Origin of the sequence: Streptomyces sp. NPDC056361 (genome assembly GCF_042262805.1) — a bacterium.
GTDB lineage: Bacteria > Actinomycetota > Actinomycetes > Streptomycetales > Streptomycetaceae > Streptomyces.
Genome location: NZ_JBHJQI010000072.1, coordinates 5,466 through 27,563, shown reverse-complemented (window position 1 = coordinate 27,563; position 22,098 = coordinate 5,466). Strand labels below are relative to the sequence as shown.

General features: G+C 69.7%; 20 protein-coding genes. 11 read left to right on the top strand and 9 right to left on the bottom strand.

Annotated elements, in window-relative coordinates; translation table 11 throughout:
* Window positions 1-355 precede the first annotated feature (355 nt).
* The gene (gene zapE / locus ACFCY7_RS23295) at window positions 356-1,429 is read right to left on the bottom strand and encodes a cell division protein ZapE (RefSeq protein WP_376487942.1); all 1,074 of its coding nucleotides are present in this window, start codon (window positions 1,427-1,429) and stop codon (window positions 356-358) included.
* A 307-nt stretch (window positions 1,430-1,736) separates the two neighbouring features.
* On the opposite strand from zapE, the gene ACFCY7_RS23290 reads away from it, so the two are divergent.
* From ACFCY7_RS23290 to ACFCY7_RS23270, 5 genes are all read left to right on the top strand, one after another.
* Window positions 1,737-1,952, top strand: coding sequence for a hypothetical protein (locus tag ACFCY7_RS23290; RefSeq protein ID WP_376487940.1), 216 nt, complete (start codon window positions 1,737-1,739; stop codon window positions 1,950-1,952).
* Window positions 1,953-2,017: 65 nt separating this feature from the next.
* The gene (locus ACFCY7_RS23285) at window positions 2,018-2,578 is read left to right on the top strand and encodes a hypothetical protein (protein ID WP_376487938.1); all 561 of its coding nucleotides are present in this window, start codon (window positions 2,018-2,020) and stop codon (window positions 2,576-2,578) included.
* 248 nt (window positions 2,579-2,826) lie between these two features.
* The gene (locus tag ACFCY7_RS23280) at window positions 2,827-3,765 is read left to right on the top strand and encodes a MurR/RpiR family transcriptional regulator (RefSeq protein WP_376487936.1); all 939 of its coding nucleotides are present in this window, start codon (window positions 2,827-2,829) and stop codon (window positions 3,763-3,765) included.
* A gap of 568 nt (window positions 3,766-4,333) precedes the next feature.
* On the top strand, window positions 4,334-6,091 hold the full coding sequence (locus tag ACFCY7_RS23275) for a hypothetical protein (protein ID WP_376487934.1): 1,758 nt from the start codon (window positions 4,334-4,336) through the stop codon (window positions 6,089-6,091).
* Between the two features lie 220 nt (window positions 6,092-6,311).
* The gene (locus ACFCY7_RS23270; protein WP_376487932.1) at window positions 6,312-8,681 is read left to right on the top strand and encodes an FUSC family protein; all 2,370 of its coding nucleotides are present in this window, start codon (window positions 6,312-6,314) and stop codon (window positions 8,679-8,681) included.
* Window positions 8,682-8,896: 215 nt separating this feature from the next.
* Here ACFCY7_RS23270 and ACFCY7_RS23265 read toward each other — a convergent pair whose 3' ends face one another.
* Window positions 8,897-9,589: a cysteine hydrolase family protein gene (locus tag ACFCY7_RS23265; RefSeq protein WP_376487953.1), complete on the bottom strand. Its 693-nt coding sequence runs from the start codon at window positions 9,587-9,589 to the stop codon at window positions 8,897-8,899.
* 68 nt (window positions 9,590-9,657) lie between these two features.
* Between ACFCY7_RS23265 and ACFCY7_RS23260 the strand changes: the two genes are divergently transcribed.
* Both ACFCY7_RS23260 and ACFCY7_RS23255 read left to right on the top strand, forming a co-directional pair.
* Window positions 9,658-10,170, top strand: coding sequence for a PadR family transcriptional regulator (locus tag ACFCY7_RS23260; RefSeq protein ID WP_376487930.1), 513 nt, complete (start codon window positions 9,658-9,660; stop codon window positions 10,168-10,170).
* Window positions 10,171-10,447: 277 nt separating this feature from the next.
* Window positions 10,448-10,783 (top strand): peptidoglycan-binding protein, encoded by a 336-nt coding sequence (locus ACFCY7_RS23255; protein ID WP_376487928.1) that lies wholly within the window; start codon window positions 10,448-10,450, stop codon window positions 10,781-10,783.
* Window positions 10,784-10,814: 31 nt separating this feature from the next.
* Here the strand turns inward: ACFCY7_RS23255 and ACFCY7_RS23250 are convergent, their stop codons facing one another.
* On the bottom strand, window positions 10,815-11,327 hold the full coding sequence (locus ACFCY7_RS23250; protein WP_376487926.1) for a hypothetical protein: 513 nt from the start codon (window positions 11,325-11,327) through the stop codon (window positions 10,815-10,817).
* A 361-nt stretch (window positions 11,328-11,688) separates the two neighbouring features.
* Here ACFCY7_RS23250 and ACFCY7_RS23245 point away from each other — a divergent pair, with 361 nt between their 5' ends.
* Window positions 11,689-12,504, top strand: coding sequence for a hypothetical protein (locus tag ACFCY7_RS23245; protein ID WP_376487925.1), 816 nt, complete (start codon window positions 11,689-11,691; stop codon window positions 12,502-12,504).
* A 312-nt stretch (window positions 12,505-12,816) separates the two neighbouring features.
* Here the strand turns inward: ACFCY7_RS23245 and ACFCY7_RS23240 are convergent, their stop codons facing one another.
* From ACFCY7_RS23240 to ACFCY7_RS23220, 5 genes are all read right to left on the bottom strand, one after another.
* A complete protein-coding gene (locus ACFCY7_RS23240) occupies window positions 12,817-12,921 on the bottom strand; it encodes a pentapeptide repeat-containing protein (RefSeq protein ID WP_376487952.1) in 105 nt (34 codons plus the stop codon).
* Window positions 12,922-12,932: 11 nt separating this feature from the next.
* A complete protein-coding gene (locus tag ACFCY7_RS23235; RefSeq protein ID WP_376487923.1) occupies window positions 12,933-13,973 on the bottom strand; it encodes a pentapeptide repeat-containing protein in 1,041 nt (346 codons plus the stop codon).
* A gap of 643 nt (window positions 13,974-14,616) precedes the next feature.
* On the bottom strand, window positions 14,617-15,366 hold the full coding sequence (locus ACFCY7_RS23230; RefSeq protein WP_376487922.1) for an anti-sigma factor domain-containing protein: 750 nt from the start codon (window positions 15,364-15,366) through the stop codon (window positions 14,617-14,619).
* Window positions 15,363-15,956 (bottom strand): ECF RNA polymerase sigma factor SigK, encoded by a 594-nt coding sequence (sigK, locus tag ACFCY7_RS23225; protein ID WP_376487950.1) that lies wholly within the window; start codon window positions 15,954-15,956, stop codon window positions 15,363-15,365. The genes ACFCY7_RS23230 and sigK overlap by 4 nt, the downstream gene beginning before the upstream one ends.
* Window positions 15,957-16,289: 333 nt before the next feature.
* Window positions 16,290-16,709 carry an ATP-binding protein gene (locus tag ACFCY7_RS23220; RefSeq protein WP_376487920.1) on the bottom strand — a complete coding sequence of 140 codons (420 nt, stop codon included), beginning with the start codon at window positions 16,707-16,709 and terminating at the stop codon, window positions 16,290-16,292.
* Window positions 16,710-16,909: 200 nt separating this feature from the next.
* Between ACFCY7_RS23220 and ACFCY7_RS23215 the strand changes: the two genes are divergently transcribed.
* Both ACFCY7_RS23215 and ACFCY7_RS23210 read left to right on the top strand, forming a co-directional pair.
* Window positions 16,910-18,496, top strand: a complete 1,587-nt coding sequence (locus tag ACFCY7_RS23215) for a molybdopterin-dependent oxidoreductase (protein WP_376487948.1) — start codon at window positions 16,910-16,912, stop codon at window positions 18,494-18,496.
* Window positions 18,497-18,586: 90 nt separating this feature from the next.
* Window positions 18,587-19,216 carry a fasciclin domain-containing protein gene (locus ACFCY7_RS23210; RefSeq protein WP_376487918.1) on the top strand — a complete coding sequence of 210 codons (630 nt, stop codon included), beginning with the start codon at window positions 18,587-18,589 and terminating at the stop codon, window positions 19,214-19,216.
* A gap of 177 nt (window positions 19,217-19,393) precedes the next feature.
* On the opposite strand, the gene ACFCY7_RS23205 is transcribed toward ACFCY7_RS23210, so the two are convergent.
* Window positions 19,394-20,428, bottom strand: coding sequence for a LacI family DNA-binding transcriptional regulator (locus ACFCY7_RS23205; RefSeq protein WP_376487916.1), 1,035 nt, complete (start codon window positions 20,426-20,428; stop codon window positions 19,394-19,396).
* 406 nt (window positions 20,429-20,834) lie between these two features.
* Between ACFCY7_RS23205 and ACFCY7_RS23200 the strand changes: the two genes are divergently transcribed.
* Window positions 20,835-21,974 (top strand): ABC transporter substrate-binding protein, encoded by a 1,140-nt coding sequence (locus ACFCY7_RS23200; protein ID WP_376487914.1) that lies wholly within the window; start codon window positions 20,835-20,837, stop codon window positions 21,972-21,974.
* Window positions 21,975-22,098 lie beyond the last annotated feature (124 nt).

Genomic DNA, 22,098 nt, shown 5'->3' with positions numbered 1-22,098 from the left:
CGGGCCGCCGCGGCAGGTCCGTGGACGTTGTGCCGGTTCCCTTCGACGCCCCTCGCCCCACACCATTCGTCCGGGCAGCCCCTGCCGCGGGGAGACGAGTCACGCAGAGGGCGACCGGCATGTTCATAGGGGCGAACGCCGGAGCCGCTGCCAGTTGATCATCTGATCGGTTGCTGACGTGTGTCAATGCATGATCATCGAAAGATGATCTACGTGATCACATCCAAGTGCCAAGCGGAGAAACGGAGATAGGCCTATTCGACCGGTTGGTTCGGCTCGGGGACGAGCACTCGCAATCGGCCACACAAATGCGGCCAACGGCACCTGGGAGAAGCGCCTCACCTTCCTGCATGGCTCAGTTCGCTCGTTGGAGCATGGCGAGTCGACTGGCTGTGCGGTCCAGGTCGCGCGTGAGGCTCTGGCCCTCGGGGAGGGTGGCGAGTGGGTCGCAGCCGATGAGGATGAGCCGGAGGTCACGGTCGCAGGCGACGTCGATGAGGTTCGCGAACCGCTGTCGTCCGTCCGCGGTGGCGTCCGGCAGTGGGGGGACTTCGTCCAGGACCAGGGTGGTGAACCGTTCGGCGAGGGCGAGGTAGTCGGGCACTCCCGTAGCGGTCTCGCACAGCGCGTCGAAGCCGAACCAGGCGAGGTCGCCGCGCACCGCGCGGGCCGGCAGCTCGCGCAGGTGGGCTGGGACGGTGGTGGCTTCCGCGGCCGCCGGGGTGGTGAGGCCGAGGGCGTCCAGAGCGGTGTCTCCCGGAGACAGGCACAGGCCCGTCGCGAACCGGCGCCCGCCGTTTTCTGCCGAAGGCGCCGCGAGCCGGCGGAAGTCCACCGGGCCCGTGACGTCCAGGACGTCCATCCGCTGCTCGATGAGTGTGATGGTCGGTTCGAAGAGGTGGTGGTAGAGCGGGTCGGGCATGAGTCCGGCGGGCGGGTAGTTGGAGGTGGTGACCAGGGTTATGCGCCGGTCGAGCAGCGTGCGGAAGAGGCGTGCGATCAGCATCGCATCGCCCGCGTCGTGCGCGTGGAACTCGTCGAAGACCAGGACCCGGCTGTCCCCGAGCAGATCGTCGAGAGCACTGTCGACGGCGCTCCGCCCGTCGCGGCGGGAGCCTGGCTTGGTCACCCCGTCATGGAGCCGGCGAAAGAAGTCGTGGAAGTGCAGGCGGCGTTTGCGCCGATCCGGCAGCCCTTCGTAGAAGGTGTCCACCAGCCAACTCTTCCCCCGACCCACGGGACCCCAGACGTACAGGTCGCGGGGCGGCTTGGGGAATGTCCAGGCCGGCCTGGCGAGTTCGGCCGCCAGGTGGGCCAGCCGCTCGACTGCGGCCTCCTGGGCCGGGGCGAGGGAGAATCCGCGCCGTGCCGCGGTCTCGTGGAAGTGGCGACGCATGGCCTGCTCGTGCTTGTCCACTGGGTTGCTCATCCGTTCGTCTGCTCGGTTTCGTCAAGTCGTCGCCCGCTGGAGGGACAAGGCGGTTTCGAGGCCCTACGGCCGCCGCCCCGGATTCGACCCTGCACGCGGTCCGAAGTGGATCAGGCAGGTCCTCCGCCGCGGCCTGCGACCGTACGGCGACCGAAGGGGCCGGGGGCCTTCACCTGCTTCCGCATACGGCGTCGAGACGGCATGGCCCCACGGCCGGCGCCGCCGGCCCTTCCTCGATATGAAACCGATCTGAAGCCCCTATGAAGCGCATGCTCTGATCCCCCAACTCGGCGCCCGAGAAAGGATCATGATCGCATCAGGCGTCAACGAGCGGACAGACCTGTCCGCTGACGACGAACGGCAGGACATGGGCGGAGTCGGCTCGTTCTTCCTGGCACTGGCACTGGCACTGGCACTGGCACTGGCACTGGCACTGGCACTGGCACTGGCACTGGCACTGGCACTGGCACTGGCATTGGCTCCGGCACTGGCGCCCTCGCCGTATCGAACGGACGGCGAATGACCGACCGCCGGCGCCTTGGCGGGGGCGGCTGCGGAGCCGGGCAGCATGCCACGTACGGTCAGCGCATGCACGACCATCGAGACCAGGATCAGAGCACCGGCAAGGCGGCGTCCAAGCATCGCGCCCCCGCTGCCGAGGGGGCTGCAGAGGCCGAAGCGGTGGTCTTCGTTTGCGCGACATGCGAAATCCCGCTGACGGAACCCCTTACCCGACTGCCCGCGGTTCCGGAGGCTCCGTACTACGCGTGGTGGGATGCCGACGAGCCTGGTCCGTCCCCGTCGACTGTGCCGTCGGGCTGCTATGCCATCGAGACGGAGCCATACGGTGCGCCCCTGGTGGTCTCCGAAGTGCCTGCGCAGGCGATGCCGCGCTACGGCCCGATAGGCAACGGGCACGGGCAGTGGCTCGTGTCGCAAGGCCCGCGAGGCAACATCGTCATCAACCCGGGCGACGCCCACGGCCTGGAGCTTCAGGATGTGTCCCCCGCTTGCTGCGGAGCGACCCCGACCGGCGGAATGAACCAGCTGTGTGTCTGCGGAACCCTCGTCGCCACGCTCTGCTCGGACTGCTGCTGCCCGTACGAACTCCACCTCTCCGCTGACCACGTCCGCGCTGTCGGCTCCTGAGATGAGAGCGGGCCGCTCGCACTTCTCGCCGACATTTCCACGTCTGTCGGGAAGCCATCCGCGACTTGAGCCGTAGCCCCACCGGGCCCGACCGTTCGCTAGACCCTCGGGCTGATGTGCAGTCAGGCAGGTCTGCGCGTGCATGGTGGAGCCGATGGCGTGGTGCAGGGGGCCGGTGTTTCGGGCTCGTGGGGGCAGGGTGTGGGTGAACTATCTTGGGTGGTATCGAGAGGGGAAGGAGGCGCTCCGTGGCATCCGGGCAGCAGGCGCGTGCACAGTCGGCCGCGATCACGCCGGGCAGGCGCTCGTCCAAGGCCAAGGCCGAGGTCGAGGTGGGCTCTCCCGCCGAGCGGGTGCGGGCGTTGTTCGGCGGGCACCGGCTGTCTCCCGGGCAGCGGCGTATCGCCCAGTTCCTGACCGATCACCTCACCGAGGCGGCGTTCCTGTCCATCACCGAGCTCGCGGAGCGCGTGGGGGTCAGCCAGCCGTCGGTGACCCGGTTCGCCTCCTCGCTGGGATTCAGCGGGTACCCCGCGCTCCGGGAGGCGCTCCAGCCCATCGCGCTCAGCGCGGTCGCCGGTGCGCCGGGCGAGGGGGAGGAGCGGCATCGCAACGAGCTTCAGTCGGCGATCGACGCCGAGATCGAGAACCTGATGTCCCTGCGGCGCGCCCTCGCCGATCCCGACCGGATCGTCGACATCGGCCGCGAGCTGGCCGGGTCTGTCCCCCTGACGGTCGTCGGCCTGCGCATCTCGGTCTCCCTCGCCGAGTACTTCGCGTACGCCGCGCGGCGCATCCACCCTGATGTCCGGCTGGTGACGCGGGGTGGCAGCGTCGCTTACGACGGGCTGCTCCAGGCTCGCGAGGCGGGCGGCACGTGGGTGCTGGCCTTCGCGATGCCGCGACACGCCAAGGAGACCCTCGCCGTCGTGCGTGCCGCCCGCGGCGTCGGGCTGCGCGTCGCGCTGATCACGGACCTCGCGCTCGGGCCGCTGGTCGACGAGGTCGACGAGGTGTTCACCGCCGGCACGGGATCGAGGCTCGTCTTCGACTCGTACGCGGCGCCGGGGGTGCTGTCAGCGGGCATCCTCCAGGCCATTGCGGACGCGGACCCGCAGCGTACGCAGACGCGGCTCGAGAAGTACGAGCACGCGGCGGAACAGCACGATTTCTTCCTGGACGACTGAGACCGACCGAAGCTGACCTGACCGAGACGGATGGGCCCCGGGCTCTGGTCTCCACATGATCGTTTGGCATGAAAATTTTCATACCCTTGCCTACTTGGCGGTATATATATTTACTACAAGGGCCCCCAACGGCCCGAACGGAACATCGCCGGCCGCCCCCTCCTCCTCGGACGGCGCCGATGTACTCGACGGTCCGCGCCGCGTTATCGCGGATGCTCTGTGGCGGCTCCGATCAACCCCTGGGTCGGAGCCCCCACAGAGCCACACCCGGACGGCAGAGCCATACCCGGACGGCCCACCCGGCACCACTGGTGTGGGCGCTGCAGTGCAGCCGGGACCTTGAAGGCACACGCCCGCGACGACCCGGCGGCGCGCCTGGACCATGACCGCCGCCATGCGGCGCATGCGGCGGTATCCGCCCATCTCAGAACTTCGACTCCCCGCGCGTAGGGATGTCCCCTGTTCCACGCGCCCGAAGCGGGAGCTGGGTCGCGGGCCGATGCCGAGTGGGAGAGGCGGCCGCCGTCGGGCAAGGTGGTCAGCATGTTGCCGTCGATGGAGGAGGCCGATGACAGCCGCAGAGAGGGGCGCGGGGCTCGGAAACCGAGCCCTGGGAGACGTAAGCCGGGCCTCGGGAGACGTGCTGGAGTTCACCGCGCACTCGCTTGAGGAGTATCACCTCATCTGCCGGTCGTTGAGGAACCGAGACGACGGCAAGCAGGTCTTCTTCCGCGGCCAGGTGCATGGCTTCGATCCCCAGTCCTCGGAAGAGCGGGAGCCGACGGACGACGACGACCGGATTCGCCGAGACCACCTGCGGCAGGCATGGGAAGTGACGGCGGTCGCCGCACTCGCCGGCTACGGGCGCGGACCTCTGAGCGAGGCCGGCGTCATGGGTGTGCTGCAGCATTACGGATTCCGGAGTTGGTTCATCGACGTCACCGATGACGAGATGGTCGGACTCTGGTTCGCGCGTCACAGGTACGCGGCGTCGACAGGGCTGGCCCCCCGTCCACCGGCTGGGGCCGACGAGGCGAACTCGGAGCAGGGACACGTTCACGTCGACCTCTCCGAGCTGCTGACGTTCGACACGGTTCGCCACGAACCGGTCACGGCCGACGACGACGGAAAGGTCGAAGCGGGACTTGTGTTCGTTTTCGCCGTCGACAGCGACTCACCGCACTTGCTGGACCTCAGGTCCAAGGTTCCGGATGCGGCGCTGAGAGTGCACAGGCAGAGAGGGTCGGGCCTACTTCCGGACAACGGGAGCTACGCGCCCTTCCTCGTGGCGCGCATCGCGGTGGCGTTCCCGGCCCCGGCCGAGCTGTTCAGCGGGTCCACCCTGCTCAGCACCGTCGAACTGTTCCCGGGTCCCGATGAGGACGAGTTCTACGAGCTGCTGCTGCGGACGCCTCGATTCCCGGTCGACGCGTCGAAGTCGGCGGCTCCTGGCCGGTCGCCGGATGGCGCCTCGGTCTCGGCCACGACCGCCTCGGTCTCGGCCACGACGAAGCGGTACTACGTCGATCCTCTCGGAATCCCGCTGTACGAGTCGGCCGGGATGACGCAGCACATCCCGCTGCTCTGGGGTCGCGCTGTGGAGAACTACACGACGGTGTGCCTGTCGTGTCTAGGGATGACGGAGGCGACCGTCGACATGCCTTTCACCGCGCCCGGCGGTGCGCGAGGCAGCCGGTTCACACCCGAGATGATTCTCGGCGAAGGGCGGACCGAAGCCACAGGCGAGCTCAGTGGCGGACAAGACGGCGAGGGCCAAGCGGGCGCAGGTGAAGCGCCGCGGGTGGGGGAGGAGAGTGCCCCGCTTGCCTCCGAGTCTGCAGAGTCCGTCGGCTCCGACGACGACGTACGGCGTCCGACCGTGCCCTTTGCGAACTGGCCCGCTGACTTTCGCCTGTTCCTGCGCCTTCCGGTACTGGGGAACCTGGCCGAGTTCGTACACAGCGAGAGCCCCTTCCCGGTGCTCCGAGGCTTCATCGTCCAAGGGCATGCCGCACACATCGAGGTCTGGTCGGTCTCGGAACTGGCGGACGGGGCGCATTCTTCGTGGCCACCCCTCACGGAGCCAGGGCTTTCCTACTCGTGGCCGCTCGATCTGCGAGTCCTGACGGCCGATCTGGGTGTGAAGGCCGGTGATGACCTGGACATGGCCCTGATGGGTGCCCGTATGGCCGACTACTTCAACGCGCTTGAGCGCGGCGAGGCCGAACTGTTTCGGACCGGTCCCCATCAGTTCGGCTTCTACTGGGTGAATCCGGGTGGAGTGGTACCGATCGGTAGCCGGTGGGTGCCGGAAAGTACCGGATGACCTGATGCCGTGGGTCGGCGCGCTCGGCGCCCCGCCACGCGCTTCCCGCCCGCCGCGACAGCACGCTCGGAACGGCCCCGCAAGCGACACTTGCAACAGCCCTGGAAGGGACCGGCAACGGCCCCGGAAGTGGCCTGGTAACGGACCCGGAAGGGACTTCGCTGCCGGGCTGTAGGGCCCTCGCCGTGCCGGTCGCGGCGCGGCGGGTGATCCTGAGGGCATGGCTGGCGCGCCCTTGCGACGGCCGTCGCCCGCCTACAGGGCGGCGGCGCGGCGGGCTCTGCGCGTCACGATCGCCGCCACGGCAGGGTTCTACGTGCTGCTCTACGGCTTCGACTCGGCGGTCGGTGCGACGTACGCGCTGTTCGGTGCGATCGCGATGGCCGGGCTGTCCCGGCTCCCCGGTTCCGGACGCCAGCGGGCCGTGCTGCTGGCAGGCGTGGTGCCGGTGTGTTGGGTGCTGATCACGCTCGGCACCTACCTGTCCGTGCGGACGTGGAGTGCCGTCGTCGGCATGCTGGTCGTCGGCTTCGCGCTGGCGTTCATGGCCGTCGGAGGACCACGGTTCGCCGGCGCGGCCACGGGGCTGCAGCTGATGTACATCCTGCCGTCGTTCCCGCCCTACGACCCCGGTTCGCTGGGCGAACGGCTGGCGGGGGCGACCGTCGGGCTCGTCCTGCTGATCATCGCGGAGAGGACGGTGCTGCCCGAGCCGGCCGCCCTGCCCTACCGCGAACGGGTCGCCCGGGCCGCCGAAGGCGCGGCACGCTGCGCGGACGGGCTGCGCTCCGCCCCGTACACGCTGCCGAAGGCCACGCTGCGCATCACCCGGGCCTTGAGTACGGGGCTCCGTTCCTCCCAGGTCCCGGAGGCGGAACGGCCGGCCGGAGCGGGTGTGCGACCAAGGGCGCTGGCCCACGCGGGCCTGGCGACGCGCACCCTGCTCGGCCGGCTGACGGTGCTGCCGCCACCTCGCCCGGGTGCCGCTTGGCCCCGGGATGTCGGAGCCGGAGCCGGGGACGGGGACGGGGCGGCCGGGGGGACGGACATCGGCGCGGCGGTGGGGGGCATGGCTCGCGAAAGCCGGGCGGGAGCAGTCGACGCGGCGGAGCCCGGAGGCCAGGACCCGCTGCGAGCGGTCGCGGACGTGGGGAGGGAGACCGCCGCCCGGCTACGGGGCCGAAGCCCCGATGGTCGGGCGCACGCCCGTCTGGAGCAGGTCCGTCAAGCCCTGACGGCGGCCGATGACGGCCCTCCTGCTGTACTGCGCCGCAATGCGGCGCTCCTGGAGGTGGCGGACGCCGCGCTCGCGATGTCCATCGCGGCCGACATCGCCGTACGGGGCCGAGCGGCCGGCGAACCGCCGCCGGGCCCGTTCTGGTACGCGCGGATGCGGGCACCACGGCTGTGGTGGCGGCGCCTGTCGGGCCATGTCGGCGGCCGTTCGGTGTTCTTCCAGAACGCCGTACGGATCAGCCTGGCCCTGGCGGCAGCTCGGCTGATCGCGGGCATCGACACGCTCCCGCACGGCTTCTGGGTACTGCTGGCCACCCTGACACTGACGCGCACGACGGTGCGGGAGACCCGTACGACGGAGCGCAGGGCCCTGACCGGCACTCTCGTCGGTGCGCTGGTCGCGGCGGCGCTGCTGGCCTTGGTCGGTACCGACATCGAGGTCTACGCGGTGGCCCTGCCGCCCCTGATGCTCGTCACCTTCACCCTGGGGCCCGTGAAGGGCGTCGGATGGGCGCAGGCGCTGTTCACGGTGGTCGTCTCCCTGGTCTTCGCGCAGCTGGCGCCGGCCACCTGGCAGCTCGCCGAGTTCCGGCTGCTCGACGTGCTGACGGGCAGCGCGATCGGCGCCGTGTTCGGGCTGCTGGCCTGGCCGCGGGGCGCCCACGACGAGCTGCGGCGGTCGGTCGCGATGCTGCTCCGAACCGCCGCGGAGATCGTCGTGGCCACGACGGCGCAGGTCGCGGCGGGTGGTCAGCGCGTGCCGTTGGTCACCGCGCCGGGGCACCGTTCGCTGCAGCACGCGCTGGTCATGGCGGAGTCGGCGTACGCGCAGTACCAGAGCGAACCCGCCGGGCCCACTCCGCCGCCGGTCGGCCAGGACTGGCAGGCCTCACTGATCGCCGGGCACCACACGCTGTGGGGAGCCGACCGGCTTCTCGTGCCTTCCGAACCGGTCGTGGCCCCGCCGCTGGGGAGACAGGCCGCGGAGTCCGTCATCCGCACGGGTGACCGGGTCGCTGCGGGGATGCTACTGACCTCGGCCCGGATGGATCCCACCGGGGACGCTGCGGAAGCAGCGGCGCCGCACCATCCCCCGATGGCCCCCACCACCATCGCCGACGAACCGCCAGGCGCACCGCGCGAGTACTACGCGACCGTGTCCTGGCTGGCCTCACTGACGACGGATCTGGCACGGCTTGTTGGCGAGGGCGAGGGCGAGGGCGAGGGCGAGGGCGAGGGCGAGGGCGAGGGCGAGGGCGAGGGCGAGGGCGACGGCGACGGTGGTACCGGTGCCGACTCGCCCGGCGGCGAACGGCTCGGACCAGGTGGCATGCACGTGCCGCCGGGGGCCTGACCGATGCGTGTGGCGGCGTGACCGTGCCGGGCTACGGAGCCGACATGAGCACCGGGTTCGCTACTGGGTTTGCTATCGAGGTCGTTCTCCCACACCACAGGCGCCCCCGGTCGAGTCCCACTGCTCCTCCCGACGGCCGACGGTCGGCAGCCTCCCGACGGTCGACGGCCGTCGGGAGGATGCCGACCATCGAAGGTCCACACATGCGCGCGCCGTCAGTCGGCGTTGTTCCTGTCGGCTGGTTCTGGCGGGCCGGCATCGGCCGCGGCCAGATGGCCGGTGATCTCCTCGGCGGTCAGGACGAGCGCGAAGCCCTTGCGCAGAACGGCGAGCTCTGGCTCCTGCCGGGACTCGTCGTCGGTGGCCGTGACGTCCGCCCCGAACACGACCTTGTAGCCGCGCTCGTATGCCTGGCGGGCCGTGGTGCCGCAGCAGTAGTTGGTGAGCGTTCCCGTGACGATGACCGTGTCGCGGCCGAGGTTGCGGAGCATGGTGTCGAGCGGAGTGTCGTAGAACGCGCCGTAGGAGGGCTTACGGATCAGGGCCTCGTCGGGGCGGCGGCCCATCTGGTCCCATACCTCGGCCGGGCCCGGCCGGCGCCAGTCGGTGTCGGAGTGCGGAAGGTAGCGCAGGGCCTTGGGGCGGTCCAGCCCTAGATGCGTGTCGTCGAAGATGGTCCAGATCACCGGGACCGAGGCGGCTCGGCATGCCTCGACGAGCCGACACAGCCTGGGTGCCATCCGTGTCGCCGACGGCACCCAGTACGGGCTCCAGCCGGGCCGGACGAATTCATCCTGCATGTCGATGACCAGTAACGCCGTCCGCTCCGGCCGTACAGCGAAGGATGCCCGGCCGTGCTCGTAAGCCTCCCGCGCCCGAGCGGTCACCCATTCCTCGGTATACGACATCCCCATCCCCACCCCTACCCCATTACCTCGATCCGAGATACCTCGTTTCGATGTGGGAGAGTAGCAGCATGCTCGAACTCGCGATCCTGGGATTCCTCGCCGACGGGCCGCTCCACGGCTACCAACTGCGCCGCCGGATAGCCCACTTGTCCGGCCACGCCCGACCGGTCAGCGACGGCAGCCTCTATCCGGCAATCACCCGACTCGTCAACGCCGGGCTACTGGACCGCACGACGGAGCCCGGCGCCTCGGCCGCCCAGCGACACACCCTCACCCTGACCACCGCCGGCCGCACCGAGCTCCTGCGCCGACTGCGCGACGCAGACGGCCTGGACATCAGCGACAGCACCCGCTACTTCACCGTCCTGGCCTTCCTGTCCCAACTCCCGGACACCGCCGACCAGCACGCGGTACTGCACCGCCGCCTCGAATTCCTCCAACAGCCCGCAAGCTTCTTCCACGACGGCGAACACCCCCTACGCGCCGAGGACACCGCCGACCCCTACCGCCGCGGCATGCTCACCATCGCCCGCGCCACCAGCCACGCAGAACGATCCTGGCTCCTGGAGATCCTGGGCTGACGACACCCACCGCACTGCTCCCCACGCCCGCGGGACGATCCCGTCCGCAGCGTCGCCGTACTGTCCGAACCGGCCGCTTGACCCATGAGAGCCGGCAGCGCTGACCGTTGCCGGCGTACGTCCCCCGGAGGAAAGGCATGGGGGAAAGGGCGGGACGCGGCCGATCCCGCACCTCGTCACTGAGCTGAAATCCGCCTTGTCCGGGAGGTGAGCACGGTCAGAAAGTGGATGGTCGAACCGGACGAGACCTCCTGGAGGAACCTTGAAGAGGCACATCGTGAGCGTTCTGTGCGCCCTCGCAGTGGCGCTCTCGTACAGCGTCGTGACGGCACCCAACGCCTCGGCCGGCTACTCCGGCTGGTGCAGCTACACCAGCAGCGAGCCGCTGCTCGCCCGAGGGAGCACCGGCACAGCCGTCAAGCAGCTCCAGTGCCAGCTCGACTACTCCCTGTCGACGAGCAATCTGACGCGCGACGGTATCTTCGGGGCTGCCACCGAGGCGGACGTGAAGAAGTTCCAGAACTGCGTCGGCCTCACCGCCGACGGCATCGTCGGCGAATACACCTGGCTCCACCTCAACCGCTGGACGACGTCTTCCAGTTACGCCTGCTGAAAGCGGGGGTGGCCCAGGCGGCGCCGAAACTTCACAGGTTGGGCTTGCAGAGCCACATCGGGCCGTGCCACTCCGTGAAGTCTTCGGCTACTTCGTGTGTGTCGGGGTCATCGGTGTCCAGTGCCCGGCCCACGAGTCGGCTGAGGAGCTCCCAGGCTTGGACATGGGCGAGCAGTTCGGCCAAGCGTCGGTACTCGTCATCATCGGCCGAGCCGAGTCGCTCCATGACGAGGGGTTCGAGCAGGGGGAGCAGCTCGTCGTGTGGGATGGAGTCGATGGCCTGCCGGGCGGCCAGGGCCCACCCGTGAGACAGGCAGAGGCCGACAAGGTCGCCGAGCAGTGCCGGGACGTCATCCGACAGTTCCGTGAGGAAGTCGAGGGCGGCGCCCCGCTGCCATGGCCCTGACCCTGCGGCCAGAGCGGCTTTGAGGATGTCCGGCCTGCTGCCGGCCTTGTGGTGGAAGTCGGCTTGGCGGCGGTGCATTTCCCGCTTGGCCTCGACGACCGCCTGCCAGAGCTCGTCGTCGGATGGCGGGGTGCTCATGGGGTATCTCCGTCGGGCTGCCAGGACGCTACGAACGCTTCCACGTAAAGCGCCTGGAACCTGCACGGCTCGCAGGCGACGCTCGACCCGCACCTCGCCAACCTCTTCGTGGACGTGGCCGCGGGCATGCCGGGGACCGTTCGGCCCCCGATCACCCGCAGACGCGACTCCAACATCGGCCACACCTTCCTCGCACCTGACGACTGAAGGTAACGCCTGCAGAACGGTGTTGTCAGTGGGACGATCGACGAGATGCCCGGACTCCTGAAACCGCAGACCACGGTTTGTGGCCGGCAGGGTCGCCAACCGCCCCGAGCAAATCCGATGGCACCGACAATTGTCCGGCGACAAGACTGCACCGGTGAACACCCTGCCACCGCCGCCCGACCCGCTCCTCCTGCCGGTACGGGATCCGCGCGCCCGCGACCTCGTTCTCGACTATGCGGACATGCACGCCCTGGTTGCCGACCTGGTCCTGCCCGGCGACGCGTCGATGTACGTCATGAGCGCGATGGAAACCTCCCGCGAGCTCATCCGGCACTCCTACTACCGGTACGAGTTCGCCACCGTCGCCGTCACGCATTCCCTGTTCGCCCTGGAGCACGTCCTCGCCGAGCGTCTGGCCATGAACGAGCCGCTCCACGACCTGATCGAGCGGGCCACCGACGCAGGGCTCATCACGGCCGGACTCGCCGCCGAACTCGACCGCAGCCGACTGCTGCGCGACAGGCTCACGCAGGGCGCCGAGTCAAGTGCCGCCCTCCGCCCGATCCAGGCCGTCGCCATGGTGCGTTCCGTCTTCGATGCCGTCTCCCTGCTCCTTCGCCCACCGTCTGCGGCAGAAGCGACAGCCGCCGACGTGGGCGGAACACAGCCCGAAGGCGAACTCGCCCGACTGTGGGAGGACCACCTGCGCGCACTGTTCCCCGACGGCTTCCGCGGCGTGGACTTCGACGGCGTGGACCTGGTCCTCCTGGACGCCGACGTCGCCGGCCTCGTGCAGAGGGAGCTGAAGGGCGGACTCGACGACAGTGGCATCGCCCACCTCTGGGGCTGCATCGCCGACCTCGACAAGATCGTGCTCCTGATCAACGAGGAGTACTGCGCCTCCTACTTCACGAAACTTCGGACGATGGCCCAGGTCGCAGCAGCGCCCTACATACCCACCGCGACTTGACCACCGGGGTTTTGCATGAACACCCGGCGGACCCGGGCCGGGGTGAGCCGGCCGGGCTCGGCTGGCTTCTCCCATGTCCGACCCGCCGACCAGGCGTTCCTGGAATCCGGCGACGTGGCGATGGGGAATCCCCGGCGGGCCCGACTGTCGAGGAGGCGCGGTGCCGGCATTCCGCGCCGTGGACGTCGCTGGGGCAGGGCTGGCGTCGAGCGCGCCTTCGCCCGCATGCACAACCTCGCCCTCGCGGCATGATCAGGCCCGCGGTGTACCCGGGGCCCTGGCCTCCCCAGGCGTAGCCTTCTGCAACGCGCTTCAGGTCGGCAGACCGCGAGCCCCCTCCGTCCGAGCGCCGTTGAGCGTTACGCCCGTGAGTAGTGCGCCCCGCAGGTCGGCGTCGGTCAGGTCGGCTCCGTTCAGGTTCGCTCCGGTCAGGTTGGCCTTGCGCAGGTCAGCCCCGGTGAGGTCGGCTCCGTCAGATCGGCGTCGGTGAGGTTCGCGCTTTCGGTGACGGTGCCGGAGGTGATCCTGGCTTGGAGGGACGTGTCCAGGGTGCTGAACTTTGCACCGCGCAGGCGGGCGGTCACCAGGGACGCTTCCGTCAGATCGGCATCGACCAGGATCGCTTCCGTCAGGTTCGCCCCGGCGAGATTCGCACCGGTGAGGTCCGCGTCCCAGAGCAGCGCGCGGGACAGGTCGTTCGGTTTCAGGCGCATGATCATGTCCGGTTGGGACAGGAACGTTCCTCGCAGGATTGCGCCACTGAGATCCGCGCCGGTCAGGTTCGTGTCCACGACGTTCGCGTCTGACAGGTCCGCGAACGTCAGGTCTGCGTCTCGGAGGTCGGATCGCAGGAGTTGCGCCCTTCTCAGATTGGCCTCGCCGACGAAGGCGTTTCTCAGGTCGACCCCTGACAGCGTGGCGTGGCGCAGATCCGCCCCTTCGAGGTTCACGTACCCGAACGGGGCACGCTCGTCAGGGAGGGCGCCGCCCTCAGGGACCTTCGCGATGTCCCGGAAGCTCCAGGTGGAGAGGAACAGCCCCCGCAGGTCCGCCCGGTTCCAGTCGACCTGCGCGTCCCTGTCGTGGCCGGCTGAGCGACGGGCCAGCACGTTCACCACGGCCACCACGTCCGTGGGCGGGCGACGGTCGGCGGGCGACTCCTGCCCCGGCTGCGGTTCAGCCGGCTCCTTCACGAAGCCGGTCGCGGGAACGCTCGCGTGACGCCGTACGTACGCGGAGAGGACGAGGACGATCCTCGGCTGGTCGCGCGGTGAGTCCTGCATGATGCGCTCCAGCGCGTAGATCCCACCGAAGCGCACGTCCAGCGACGGGGAACCGAGATTGGTGATCGCGTCGTTGAACCGGGTGGTGAGCTGGCCCTGCTCGGCGACCCGTACCTCCCGCCAGGTAAAGAGCAGCGCACCAAGGCCGCCAGACCCGGCAGGACAGCCACCGCGAGCACGGACCACTGCGGCCGACCACGACCGTCGGCATCGGGAGCACTCGCGCCGCGGCGGCGGCGCCTGCGCCGCAGCTCGCGCAGGTACGCGCTCCGAGTCGGCCCTTCGCCGCGCGTTCGACCCATCACCGACCCATCGAAGTCGACGGATCCCGACGCGGACCGGCACCACACCGCCGGAGCACCCGATCGACGTAAACGTCGCATCACAGGCCTCACGGGAACGCGCGGGGGCTCTCGACGCGGAGACGAGGGCCGCCCCAACGTATGGGGAGTCGGTCGCTGCCTTGTCGAGGTCAACGGTGGGTCGAGCACGGCGACATCGACACGTAAGACCGCCGAAACTTTGACGACCGGTCGGGGACCGAACGGGTGGATGATGGCGGCATCCCTGCGCAAGCACTCAGCCGCCCCCCGTCAGATCCGGCGCGGCTCTCATCGCCACCGGAGGAGGGGCCGGATGCCTGGCTCGGCACCGTCTTCTACGGCCCGGGCTCCGGATCCGTGGCGGCCGAGGGGCAGGACCGGACGGCCACGGGTGTCCTCAAGGGCGAAGGAGGTGGCGCTGTGTAGAGGGTCGGTACGGTGACGAGCAGACCCGGGTCGAGCCTCGTACGCCTCATCCTTGCCCGTCATGAGTCCCACGCCCTCCTTCAGGCAGGCATGTTCATGAGGAGGAGGGGGGTGGTGGTGGGTTGGCGGGAGCCCGTGGTGGGTTCGAGGGTGAGGCCGAGGGCGGAGGCGTCGGCGGGGTCGCCGTCGAGGAGGACAGTGCCGTCCTGGTGGATGAAGCCGGCGGGGCGCATGGTGTCGTCGTGCTGGAGCCAGAGTTGGTACGTCTGGCCGGGGGCGGGGGAGGGAAGGCCGGTTGCGGTGAAGACGGCCTGGTTCTGGCGCGCGGACATGACGACCGTGGTGAACGCACCGTTGGCGGCCTTGCCGTGGATGGTCTGTGCGTCGGGGGAGGCCAGGACGCCGCTGATGGTGTCGAGGTTCTGCTGGGCTTGCTGGGTCTGCTGTTCGGCCTGGTGGGCCTGCTGGTGCTGCCAGGCGGCGAGGCCGGCGAATGAGGCGGCGGCGACGAGGCTTGCCGCGAGTCCCAGAGGGAGGGCCTTGCGGCGCAGCCGGTGGGCGAGGCTCGTCGTGGGCGGGGCGTTCAGTCGCGGGGGAAGCTGTCGTACGCCGTCGATGGCGTCCAGGGTGCGCTGCTTCAGGGCAGCGGGTGCTTCCTTGGCCGTGGCGGTGGCGAGGCGGGCTGTGGTGGCGTGGAAGTCTGCCACGTCGCGCCGGCACGCCTCGCACTGGGTGAGGTGACGGGTGAAGGCATTGGTCTCTTCGGCGTCGAGTGCGTCGAGCGCGTAGGCACCGGCGAGGGCGTGGATGTCGGACGCGTGGTGTTTCACGTGGTCACCCCCATGCAGTCGCGGAGCCTGATGAGCCCGTCGCGCATGCGTGTCTTGATGGTCGGAAGCGGCGTGCGCAGGGTCTCGGCGACTTCACGGTAGGTGAGTCCCTGGTAGTAGGCCAGGGTCACGGCCTGGCGCTGGAGTTCGGTCAGGCCGCGCAGGCAGCGCCGGACCTGCTCGCTCTCCAGCCGGGTCTCGACCTGTTCGGCGACGTCGTCGTACGCGGTGTGGTGGTCACGGGCGGCTTGGGCGTGTTCCCGGTCGGTCGCGGCCTGCGCGGAGCGGACCCGGTCCACCGCTCGGCGGTGGGCGATGGTGGCGGCCCAGGTGGTGACCGAGCCGGCGTCGCTGCGGTAGCGGCCGGCCTGGCGCCACAGTTCGATCATGACTTCCTGGGCGACCTCCTCGGACTGGGCGGGGTCGCGTACGACTCTGAGCACGGTGCCGAAGACCATCGGTGAGAGTGCGTCGTAGAGGGCGGAGAAGGCTTCCTTGTCGCCTTCGGCGACCCGCTGCATGACCGCGGGAAGATCCGGGTACCCGGTGCTTCCCGGTGTGGTGCGGCGGAAGGGGAGGGGCTCGTTCACCGGACGCTCGCCGCCAGGTGCGACCAGGCGAAGTCGCCGGGTGGAGCCGGTCGGGGCAGGGCGGTCCATCGCATGCTGGTCCTTCGTCGCTGAAGCCTGTTCCGGACGGGCGAGGGAGGTGCCCCGCTCGCAGATCCAGGGGGTGTCCTTGAACGTTCTTCGTAGCGGACACGCGTACGGATGGGAGCCGTTTCGGCGCCCTCGGAGCCTGCAGCTGATCCGATCGAGCGAATGCGGCCGTTTCGCCCCAGCCGGGTTCAAGCCGTGCTCTGGAAGGGGGCGGCTGCGGGTGGCCATGGCTGACGCAGCCACCCGCCGCCTTCCTCTCGTGTGTCACGGCTGCCAGGTAAGGACGGCGATCACCTGCTTGCCCCATCCGGACCGGCTGACGTACAGCTCCGCACCGAGACCCCTGATGATCTTCAGGCCTCGTCCGTGCGAGGACAACGCTTCGCGGTTCCGGGGCCGGTCGGGGATGCCGGCCGACGCATCGCTGACCGCGACGCCGGCACACCCCTCATCCACGCTCACGGTGAGTGCGTAGGGCGGGTCCGCGTGGAGATAGGCGTTGGTGGCGAGCTCGGAGACGATGAGCAGGATGTCCGCCGCGACGCCTTCGGGGCAGAGCCGGCCGTGGGCAGCGAGCAGCAGCCCGGCCGTCTGCTGCCGGGCATGCCGGGCGGCGTACGGACCTGCCGGAAGCTCGCGGTGCATGGTCCGCGGCAGGCCGGAGGCGAAAGCGGCGCTGTTCATGATGATCCTCGACGGCGGTGCGGTCCTGCCCGTGCAGGAACCCTGAAGAGGATTCGGAGCGAACCGGCCGGAGGACTGCCGGAGCAGGGTTGTGTTCGCGGATGCGCTGCCTCGCCGCTCCCGGAGGCAGCAGCCGTCAGGAGCAAGAAGGCCGCCACTCTTTGGGATGACGGACCCATCCGCGGCGCGGTGGCCGCCGAATCCCCGGCGTGAGCAACTTCCGCAGCATCATCAGCAGGGCGTGGCCCGGAGCGCTGGTCGGTCTGATCGCGGGGTTCTGCGCGCTCGCCGTGGCCGAGTTGGTGGCTGCTCTCGTCCGCCCGCCGGCCGGGCCGGTCACGGTGGTGGGCGGGGCGGTGATCGACAGGACGCCGGCGGTCGTGAAGGACTTCGCGATCCGTACCTTCGGCGAGAGCGACAAGACGGCCCTGCAGCTCGGCATCCTCGCCGTCCTCGCCCTCATCGCGATGGGCCTGGGCATGGTGGCCCTGCGCCGCCGGCACGTGGGTGCGGCCGGGATCCTGCTGTTCGGTGTGGTCGGATCCGTAGCGGCCTTGAGTCGTCCGGACGCCGGCCGCATCGACGTACTGCCGTCTGCGACCGGCGCGTTGGGCGGGGCTGCCGCGTTGTACCTGTTGGCGGCCAAGCCATCCATCGAGCCCAGCCGTGTCCCGCAGGATGGCGACGGCAAGGGTGGCTGGAGTCGGCGCGGGTTCCTCACCACCGCCGCCGTCACGGCGGGGGCGGCCGTCGGCATCGGCGTTCTCGGCCGGTTCCTCGGCGGGCAGCAGGGGCAGAGCGCCGTCGCCTCCCGCAACAACCTCGCATTGCCCGCACCCGTCTCACCCGCCCCGTCGGTGCCCGCGGGCGCACGGCTGAGGGTTCCCGGCATCAGCCCGTTCATCACGCCGAACCGCGACTTCTACCGCGTCGACACCGCCCTGGTCGTCCCCAAGGTCGACGCCGACACCTGGCGGCTACGTATCCACGGCAAGGGCGTCACCCGCTCCCGCACCTACACCCTCAGCGAACTTCTCAACCGCCCTCTGATCGAACGGGACATCACGCTGACCTGCGTGTCGAACGAAATCGGCGGCCCCTATACGGGCAACGCGCGTTGGCTCGGCATCCCGCTCGGCGAGCTGCTGGCCGAGTGCGGGGTGAAGCCGCCGTCGACGGGCGGCCCCGCCGATCAGCTCGTGGCGCGGTCCGTGGACGGCATGACGCTGGGCTCACCGCTCGAGGACGTGATGGACGGCCGGGACGCGATGCTCGCGGTCGGCATGAACGGCGAGCCGCTGCCCTTCGACCACGGCTTCCCGGTCCGCATGCTCGTCCCCGGCCTGTACGGCTACGTCTCCGCCTGCAAGTGGATCGAGTCGATCGAGCTCACCACCTTCGACGCCTACGACCCGTACTGGGTGAAGCGGAGGTGGGCGCGGCGGGCGCCGGTCAAGACCCAGTCCCGCATCGACACCCCCAAGCCGTTCGCCCGTCCCGCTGTCGGCACCGTCACGGTCGCAGGGGTCGCCTGGGCCCAGCACCGCGGCATCAGCCGCGTCCAGATCCGCATCGACGACGGGCCCTGGCAGGACGCCGACCTCGCCGCGCAGGACACCACCGACACCTGGCGCCAGTGGTCCTACCGCTGGCAGGCCACACCCGGCGGACACCACCTCACCGTCCGCGCCACCGACGGCACCGGACAGGTCCAGACCGAACAGCGCACCCGGACCGTCCCGGACGGGGCCAGCGGCCGGCACGGCGTGTTCGTCACCGTCACCTGAACCACCGCACCGGCCCTGTCGGCGCCGGTCGGACAGCACCACCCCGACGCAATCCCGAACCAAGTGAAGAACCGTCAAGGAGCAACAGACATGAACACTCTGCGTATCCGCCGTAGCGCGATCGCCGTGACCGCCGCGGTCTTCCTCCCCTTCTCGCTCGCAGCCTGCTCGGACTCCGGCAGCGACACCAAGGCCATGGCCCCCACGTCGGATCCCGCCGCCTCCCGGGAGGGCGCGACAGCCATGGACGAGCCCTTCGGCCCGGCCTGTGCGGGCGTGCCGAAGGAGGGCGCGGGCTCCTTCGACGGCATGGCCAAGGACCCCGTCGCGACCGCCGCGTCGAACAACCCGGCCCTGTCCACCCTGGTTGCCGCCGTGAAGCAGGCCGGACTCGTCGACACCCTCAACAACGCCGAGGACATCACGGTCTTCGCGCCGACCAACGACGCCTTCGCCAAGATCCCGAAGGCCGACCTGGACAAGGTCCTCGCCGACAAGGCCATGCTCACCGAGATCCTCACGTACCACGTCGTCGGCCAGCGGCTCACCCCGAAGCAGCTGGAGAACGGCTCCTTCGAGACCCTCCAGAAGGGCATGATCACCACCAAGGGCTCCGGCGAGAACTACACCGTCAACGACACCTCCAAGGTCGTCTGCGGCAACGTCAAGACCGCCAACGCCAATGTCTACATCGTCGACACAGTCCTCATGCCCAAGTAGTCGGCACGGAAGCCTCATGCCCGAGTAGTCGGCCCGGAGGCTGCGAGAAGCCCGGTCTCCCCGGCGAAAGCCGCGGAGACCGGGCGTCATCGTCGGGGGTGGGGCCACGGCGCCCAGGCGCACGGTGTGCCCGCGTATCCGCCCACTGGCGGTTCGCCATCCGTCGAGGCAGGACGGTCAGTGGCCGGATGCCGGGGCCGTGCTGGCGCGCACGATGAGGTGGGGTTCGACGCAGCGTGGTTCGGGCAGTGCGCCGGGTGCCTCGATCTGGCGGAGCAGGTGGGTGACCGCGAGGGCGCCCATGTGCTGGAAGGGCTGGGCGATGGTGGTGAGGGAGGGGGAGCAGTACTCGGCGAGCTCGATGTCGTCGAATCCGACGACGGAGATGTCGTCCGGGACGCGTCGTCCGGTTTCGTGCAGGGCTCGGATCACGCCGAACGCCATCTCGTCGCTGGCGACGAAGATGGCGGTGACGTCGGGGATCCGGGCGAGGACGAGTCCGTTGCGGTACCCGGAGGCGGGTGACCAGTCGCCCTCCAGCGGGGGTGGCACCGGGCGGTCCGCGGCTTCGAGGGCGGCCTGCCAGCCGTCGCGACGCTGTGCCGATTCGAGCCATTCGGCGGGGCCGGCGATGTGCCAGACCGTCTCGTGGCCGAGGTCGAGCAGGTGCTGGGTGGCGATGCGGGCGGCCTCGGCCTGATCGAGGGCGAGCACCTCGGTGGTGTCGGTGCGCGATCCGTCGATGGTGACGGTGGGGGTGGATCGGGTGAGCTGCTCGATTCGGCTGCTGGTGTGGATCAGGGGCACCGACAGGATGACCCCTTCCACGTCCTGGTCGGCGAGCCGGGACAGTGCGTTCTCGATGGCGGAGGTGTCCAGCGAGGTGGTGGTGGCGGTGCTGACCGCGTAGCCCGCCTCACGGGCCGCGTTCTCGATGCCCGAGGTGACGGCGGCCCGGGAGTAGAAGCTCGTCTGGAGGGTCACGACGCCGATGGTGCGGCTGCGGCCGGAGGAGAGCATCCGGGCGGCGTTGTTGCGCCGGTAGCCGAGTTGGTCGACTGCGGCCAGCACCTTCGCGCGGGTCTTCTCCTGCACGTTGGGGTGCCCGGCCAGCGCCCGCGAGACGGTCTGTGCGGACACGCCGGCGACTCGCGCGACGTCCGCCATGCCCGGTGGACGCGTGCCGGTGGTGGTGTCACCGCGCTTCCCCATGAGGTCCCTTCCTCGTGATCAACCCCTGTCGATGATATCGCCGACATCGCCGCTCACGTGCAGTTTCCTGCGGAAAGTTGCCGACCGATCGCAACTATTGGCATCGATAACATTCTCTGCCATAGTTTCGGCCACCGACACCCGTCGGACGCATCGTGCGATCGGTGCTCGGTCGCCGGGATGGCGGCCCCGTGCAGGACGTCCCCGTTGCCTGCCACGGCACTCAGGAGGAGCTGTGAAGCCTAGATTCGTCCGTTTTGCTGGAGCGGTGGGTGCTCTCACCCTTGCCCTCGCGGCTACCGGATGCTCGGGATCGGGTTCGGCGTCGGGCTCCGGCTCCGACCCGGACGCGACTGGTAAGGCATCGATAACATTCTGGGGATGGGCCCCTGGTTACGAGGACGCCGTGAAGGCGTTCAACGCCGGCCACCCGGACATCAAGGTCACGTACCAGACGGTGCAGCCCGGCGCGAAGGGCGGCTACCAGAAGATGCTGAACGCCGTGAAGGCCGGCAACGCCCCCTGTCTGGCGCAGGTGGGGTACGAGACCATGCCCAGCTTCGCCGCCCAGGGCGCCCTCGAGGATGTGGCAGAACACGCCGCCTCCTCCAAGCGCGACTACCAGCCCGCCGCCTGGAACGCCGTGAGCCTCGGCAGCGCCGTCTACGGAGCACCGGTCGACACCGGCCCGATGGCCCTCTTCTACAACAAGAAGCTCTTCGACTCCCTCGGCCTCAAGCCCCCCACCACCTGGGCCGAGTACCACGAGGCCGGCAAGAAGATCCACGCCTCCGACCCCAAGCGGTTCCTCTCCTCGCCCTACCTCGACTACGACTACGCCGGCCTCGCTTGGCAGGCCGGCGCCGACTGGTTCGGCGTCGACAACGACGCGTGGAAGGTCAGCATGGCCTCCGCGGAGAACAAGAAGGTCGCCGACTACTGGCAGGGCCTGGTCGAGGACGGTCTGATCAGCAGCGCCCCCATGTACGACCAGGCCTGGTACACCGGCCTGGGCAACGGCGACATCGCCACGGTCGTCGGAGCGGTCTGGCAGGCGGGCGTCATCAAGGGCGGCGCCAAGCAGTCAGCCGGGCAGTGGGCCGTCGCCCCCATGCCGCAGTGGGAGAAGGGCGACAAGAAGGTCGGCAACGCCGGCGGATCCGCCACCGCCGTCCTCAAGGGCTGCAAGAACACGGCGGCGGCCTGGGAGTTCGCCCACTGGCTGAGCACCGACAAGGACGCTTTCGGCAAGCTGATCGAGAAGGCGTCGCTCTACCCGGCCGCCGGCGACCTCCTCTACCTGCCGCAGCTGAAGGCCGACCCCTACTTCGGCGGGCAGCAGATCTACGAGGTCTTCGCCACCGCCACGCCCGACGTCGACCCCGAGTGGACCTGGGGCCCGCTGATGCCCAGCACGGTCGCGGACCTGAACGACGGCCTGGGCAAGGCATGGACCGGCAAGGGCACCATCGCCCAGGCCCTGAGCCACGCGCAGGACACCACCCTGACCGAGATGCGCAAGCAGGGCCTGGCCACCGCCCCGTAGAGCAGGCCCGCCGGGCGGGTGCCCCCTGCCCCCCCCGGCGGGCGCCGCCCAGTCAGGTATACACAAATGAAGCTGCCGACGGAGTAAATTGTGTTGATATCGGGGGTGGCCGGGTGATTAAAAA

Excerpts from the sequence above, each read along its gene's own strand:
- ACFCY7_RS23290 (WP_376487940.1), top strand. The coding sequence starts at position 1,737 with ATGATCGCATCAGGCGTCAACGAGCGGACAGACCTGTCCGCTGACGAC.
- zapE (WP_376487942.1), bottom strand. The coding sequence starts at position 1,429 with ATGAGCAACCCAGTGGACAAGCACGAGCAGGCCATGCGTCGCCACTTC.
- ACFCY7_RS23265 (WP_376487953.1), bottom strand. The coding sequence starts at position 9,589 with ATGTCGTATACCGAGGAATGGGTGACCGCTCGGGCGCGGGAGGCTTAC.
- ACFCY7_RS23220 (WP_376487920.1), bottom strand. The coding sequence starts at position 16,709 with ATGAACAGCGCCGCTTTCGCCTCCGGCCTGCCGCGGACCATGCACCGC.
- ACFCY7_RS23205 (WP_376487916.1), bottom strand. The coding sequence starts at position 20,428 with ATGGGGAAGCGCGGTGACACCACCACCGGCACGCGTCCACCGGGCATG.
- ACFCY7_RS23275 (WP_376487934.1), top strand. The coding sequence starts at position 4,334 with ATGACAGCCGCAGAGAGGGGCGCGGGGCTCGGAAACCGAGCCCTGGGA.
- ACFCY7_RS23260 (WP_376487930.1), top strand. The coding sequence starts at position 9,658 with ATGCTCGAACTCGCGATCCTGGGATTCCTCGCCGACGGGCCGCTCCAC.
- ACFCY7_RS23210 (WP_376487918.1), top strand. The coding sequence starts at position 18,587 with ATGAACACTCTGCGTATCCGCCGTAGCGCGATCGCCGTGACCGCCGCG.
- ACFCY7_RS23285 (WP_376487938.1), top strand. The coding sequence starts at position 2,018 with ATGCACGACCATCGAGACCAGGATCAGAGCACCGGCAAGGCGGCGTCC.
- ACFCY7_RS23250 (WP_376487926.1), bottom strand. The coding sequence starts at position 11,327 with ATGAGCACCCCGCCATCCGACGACGAGCTCTGGCAGGCGGTCGTCGAG.
- ACFCY7_RS23270 (WP_376487932.1), top strand. The coding sequence starts at position 6,312 with ATGGCTGGCGCGCCCTTGCGACGGCCGTCGCCCGCCTACAGGGCGGCG.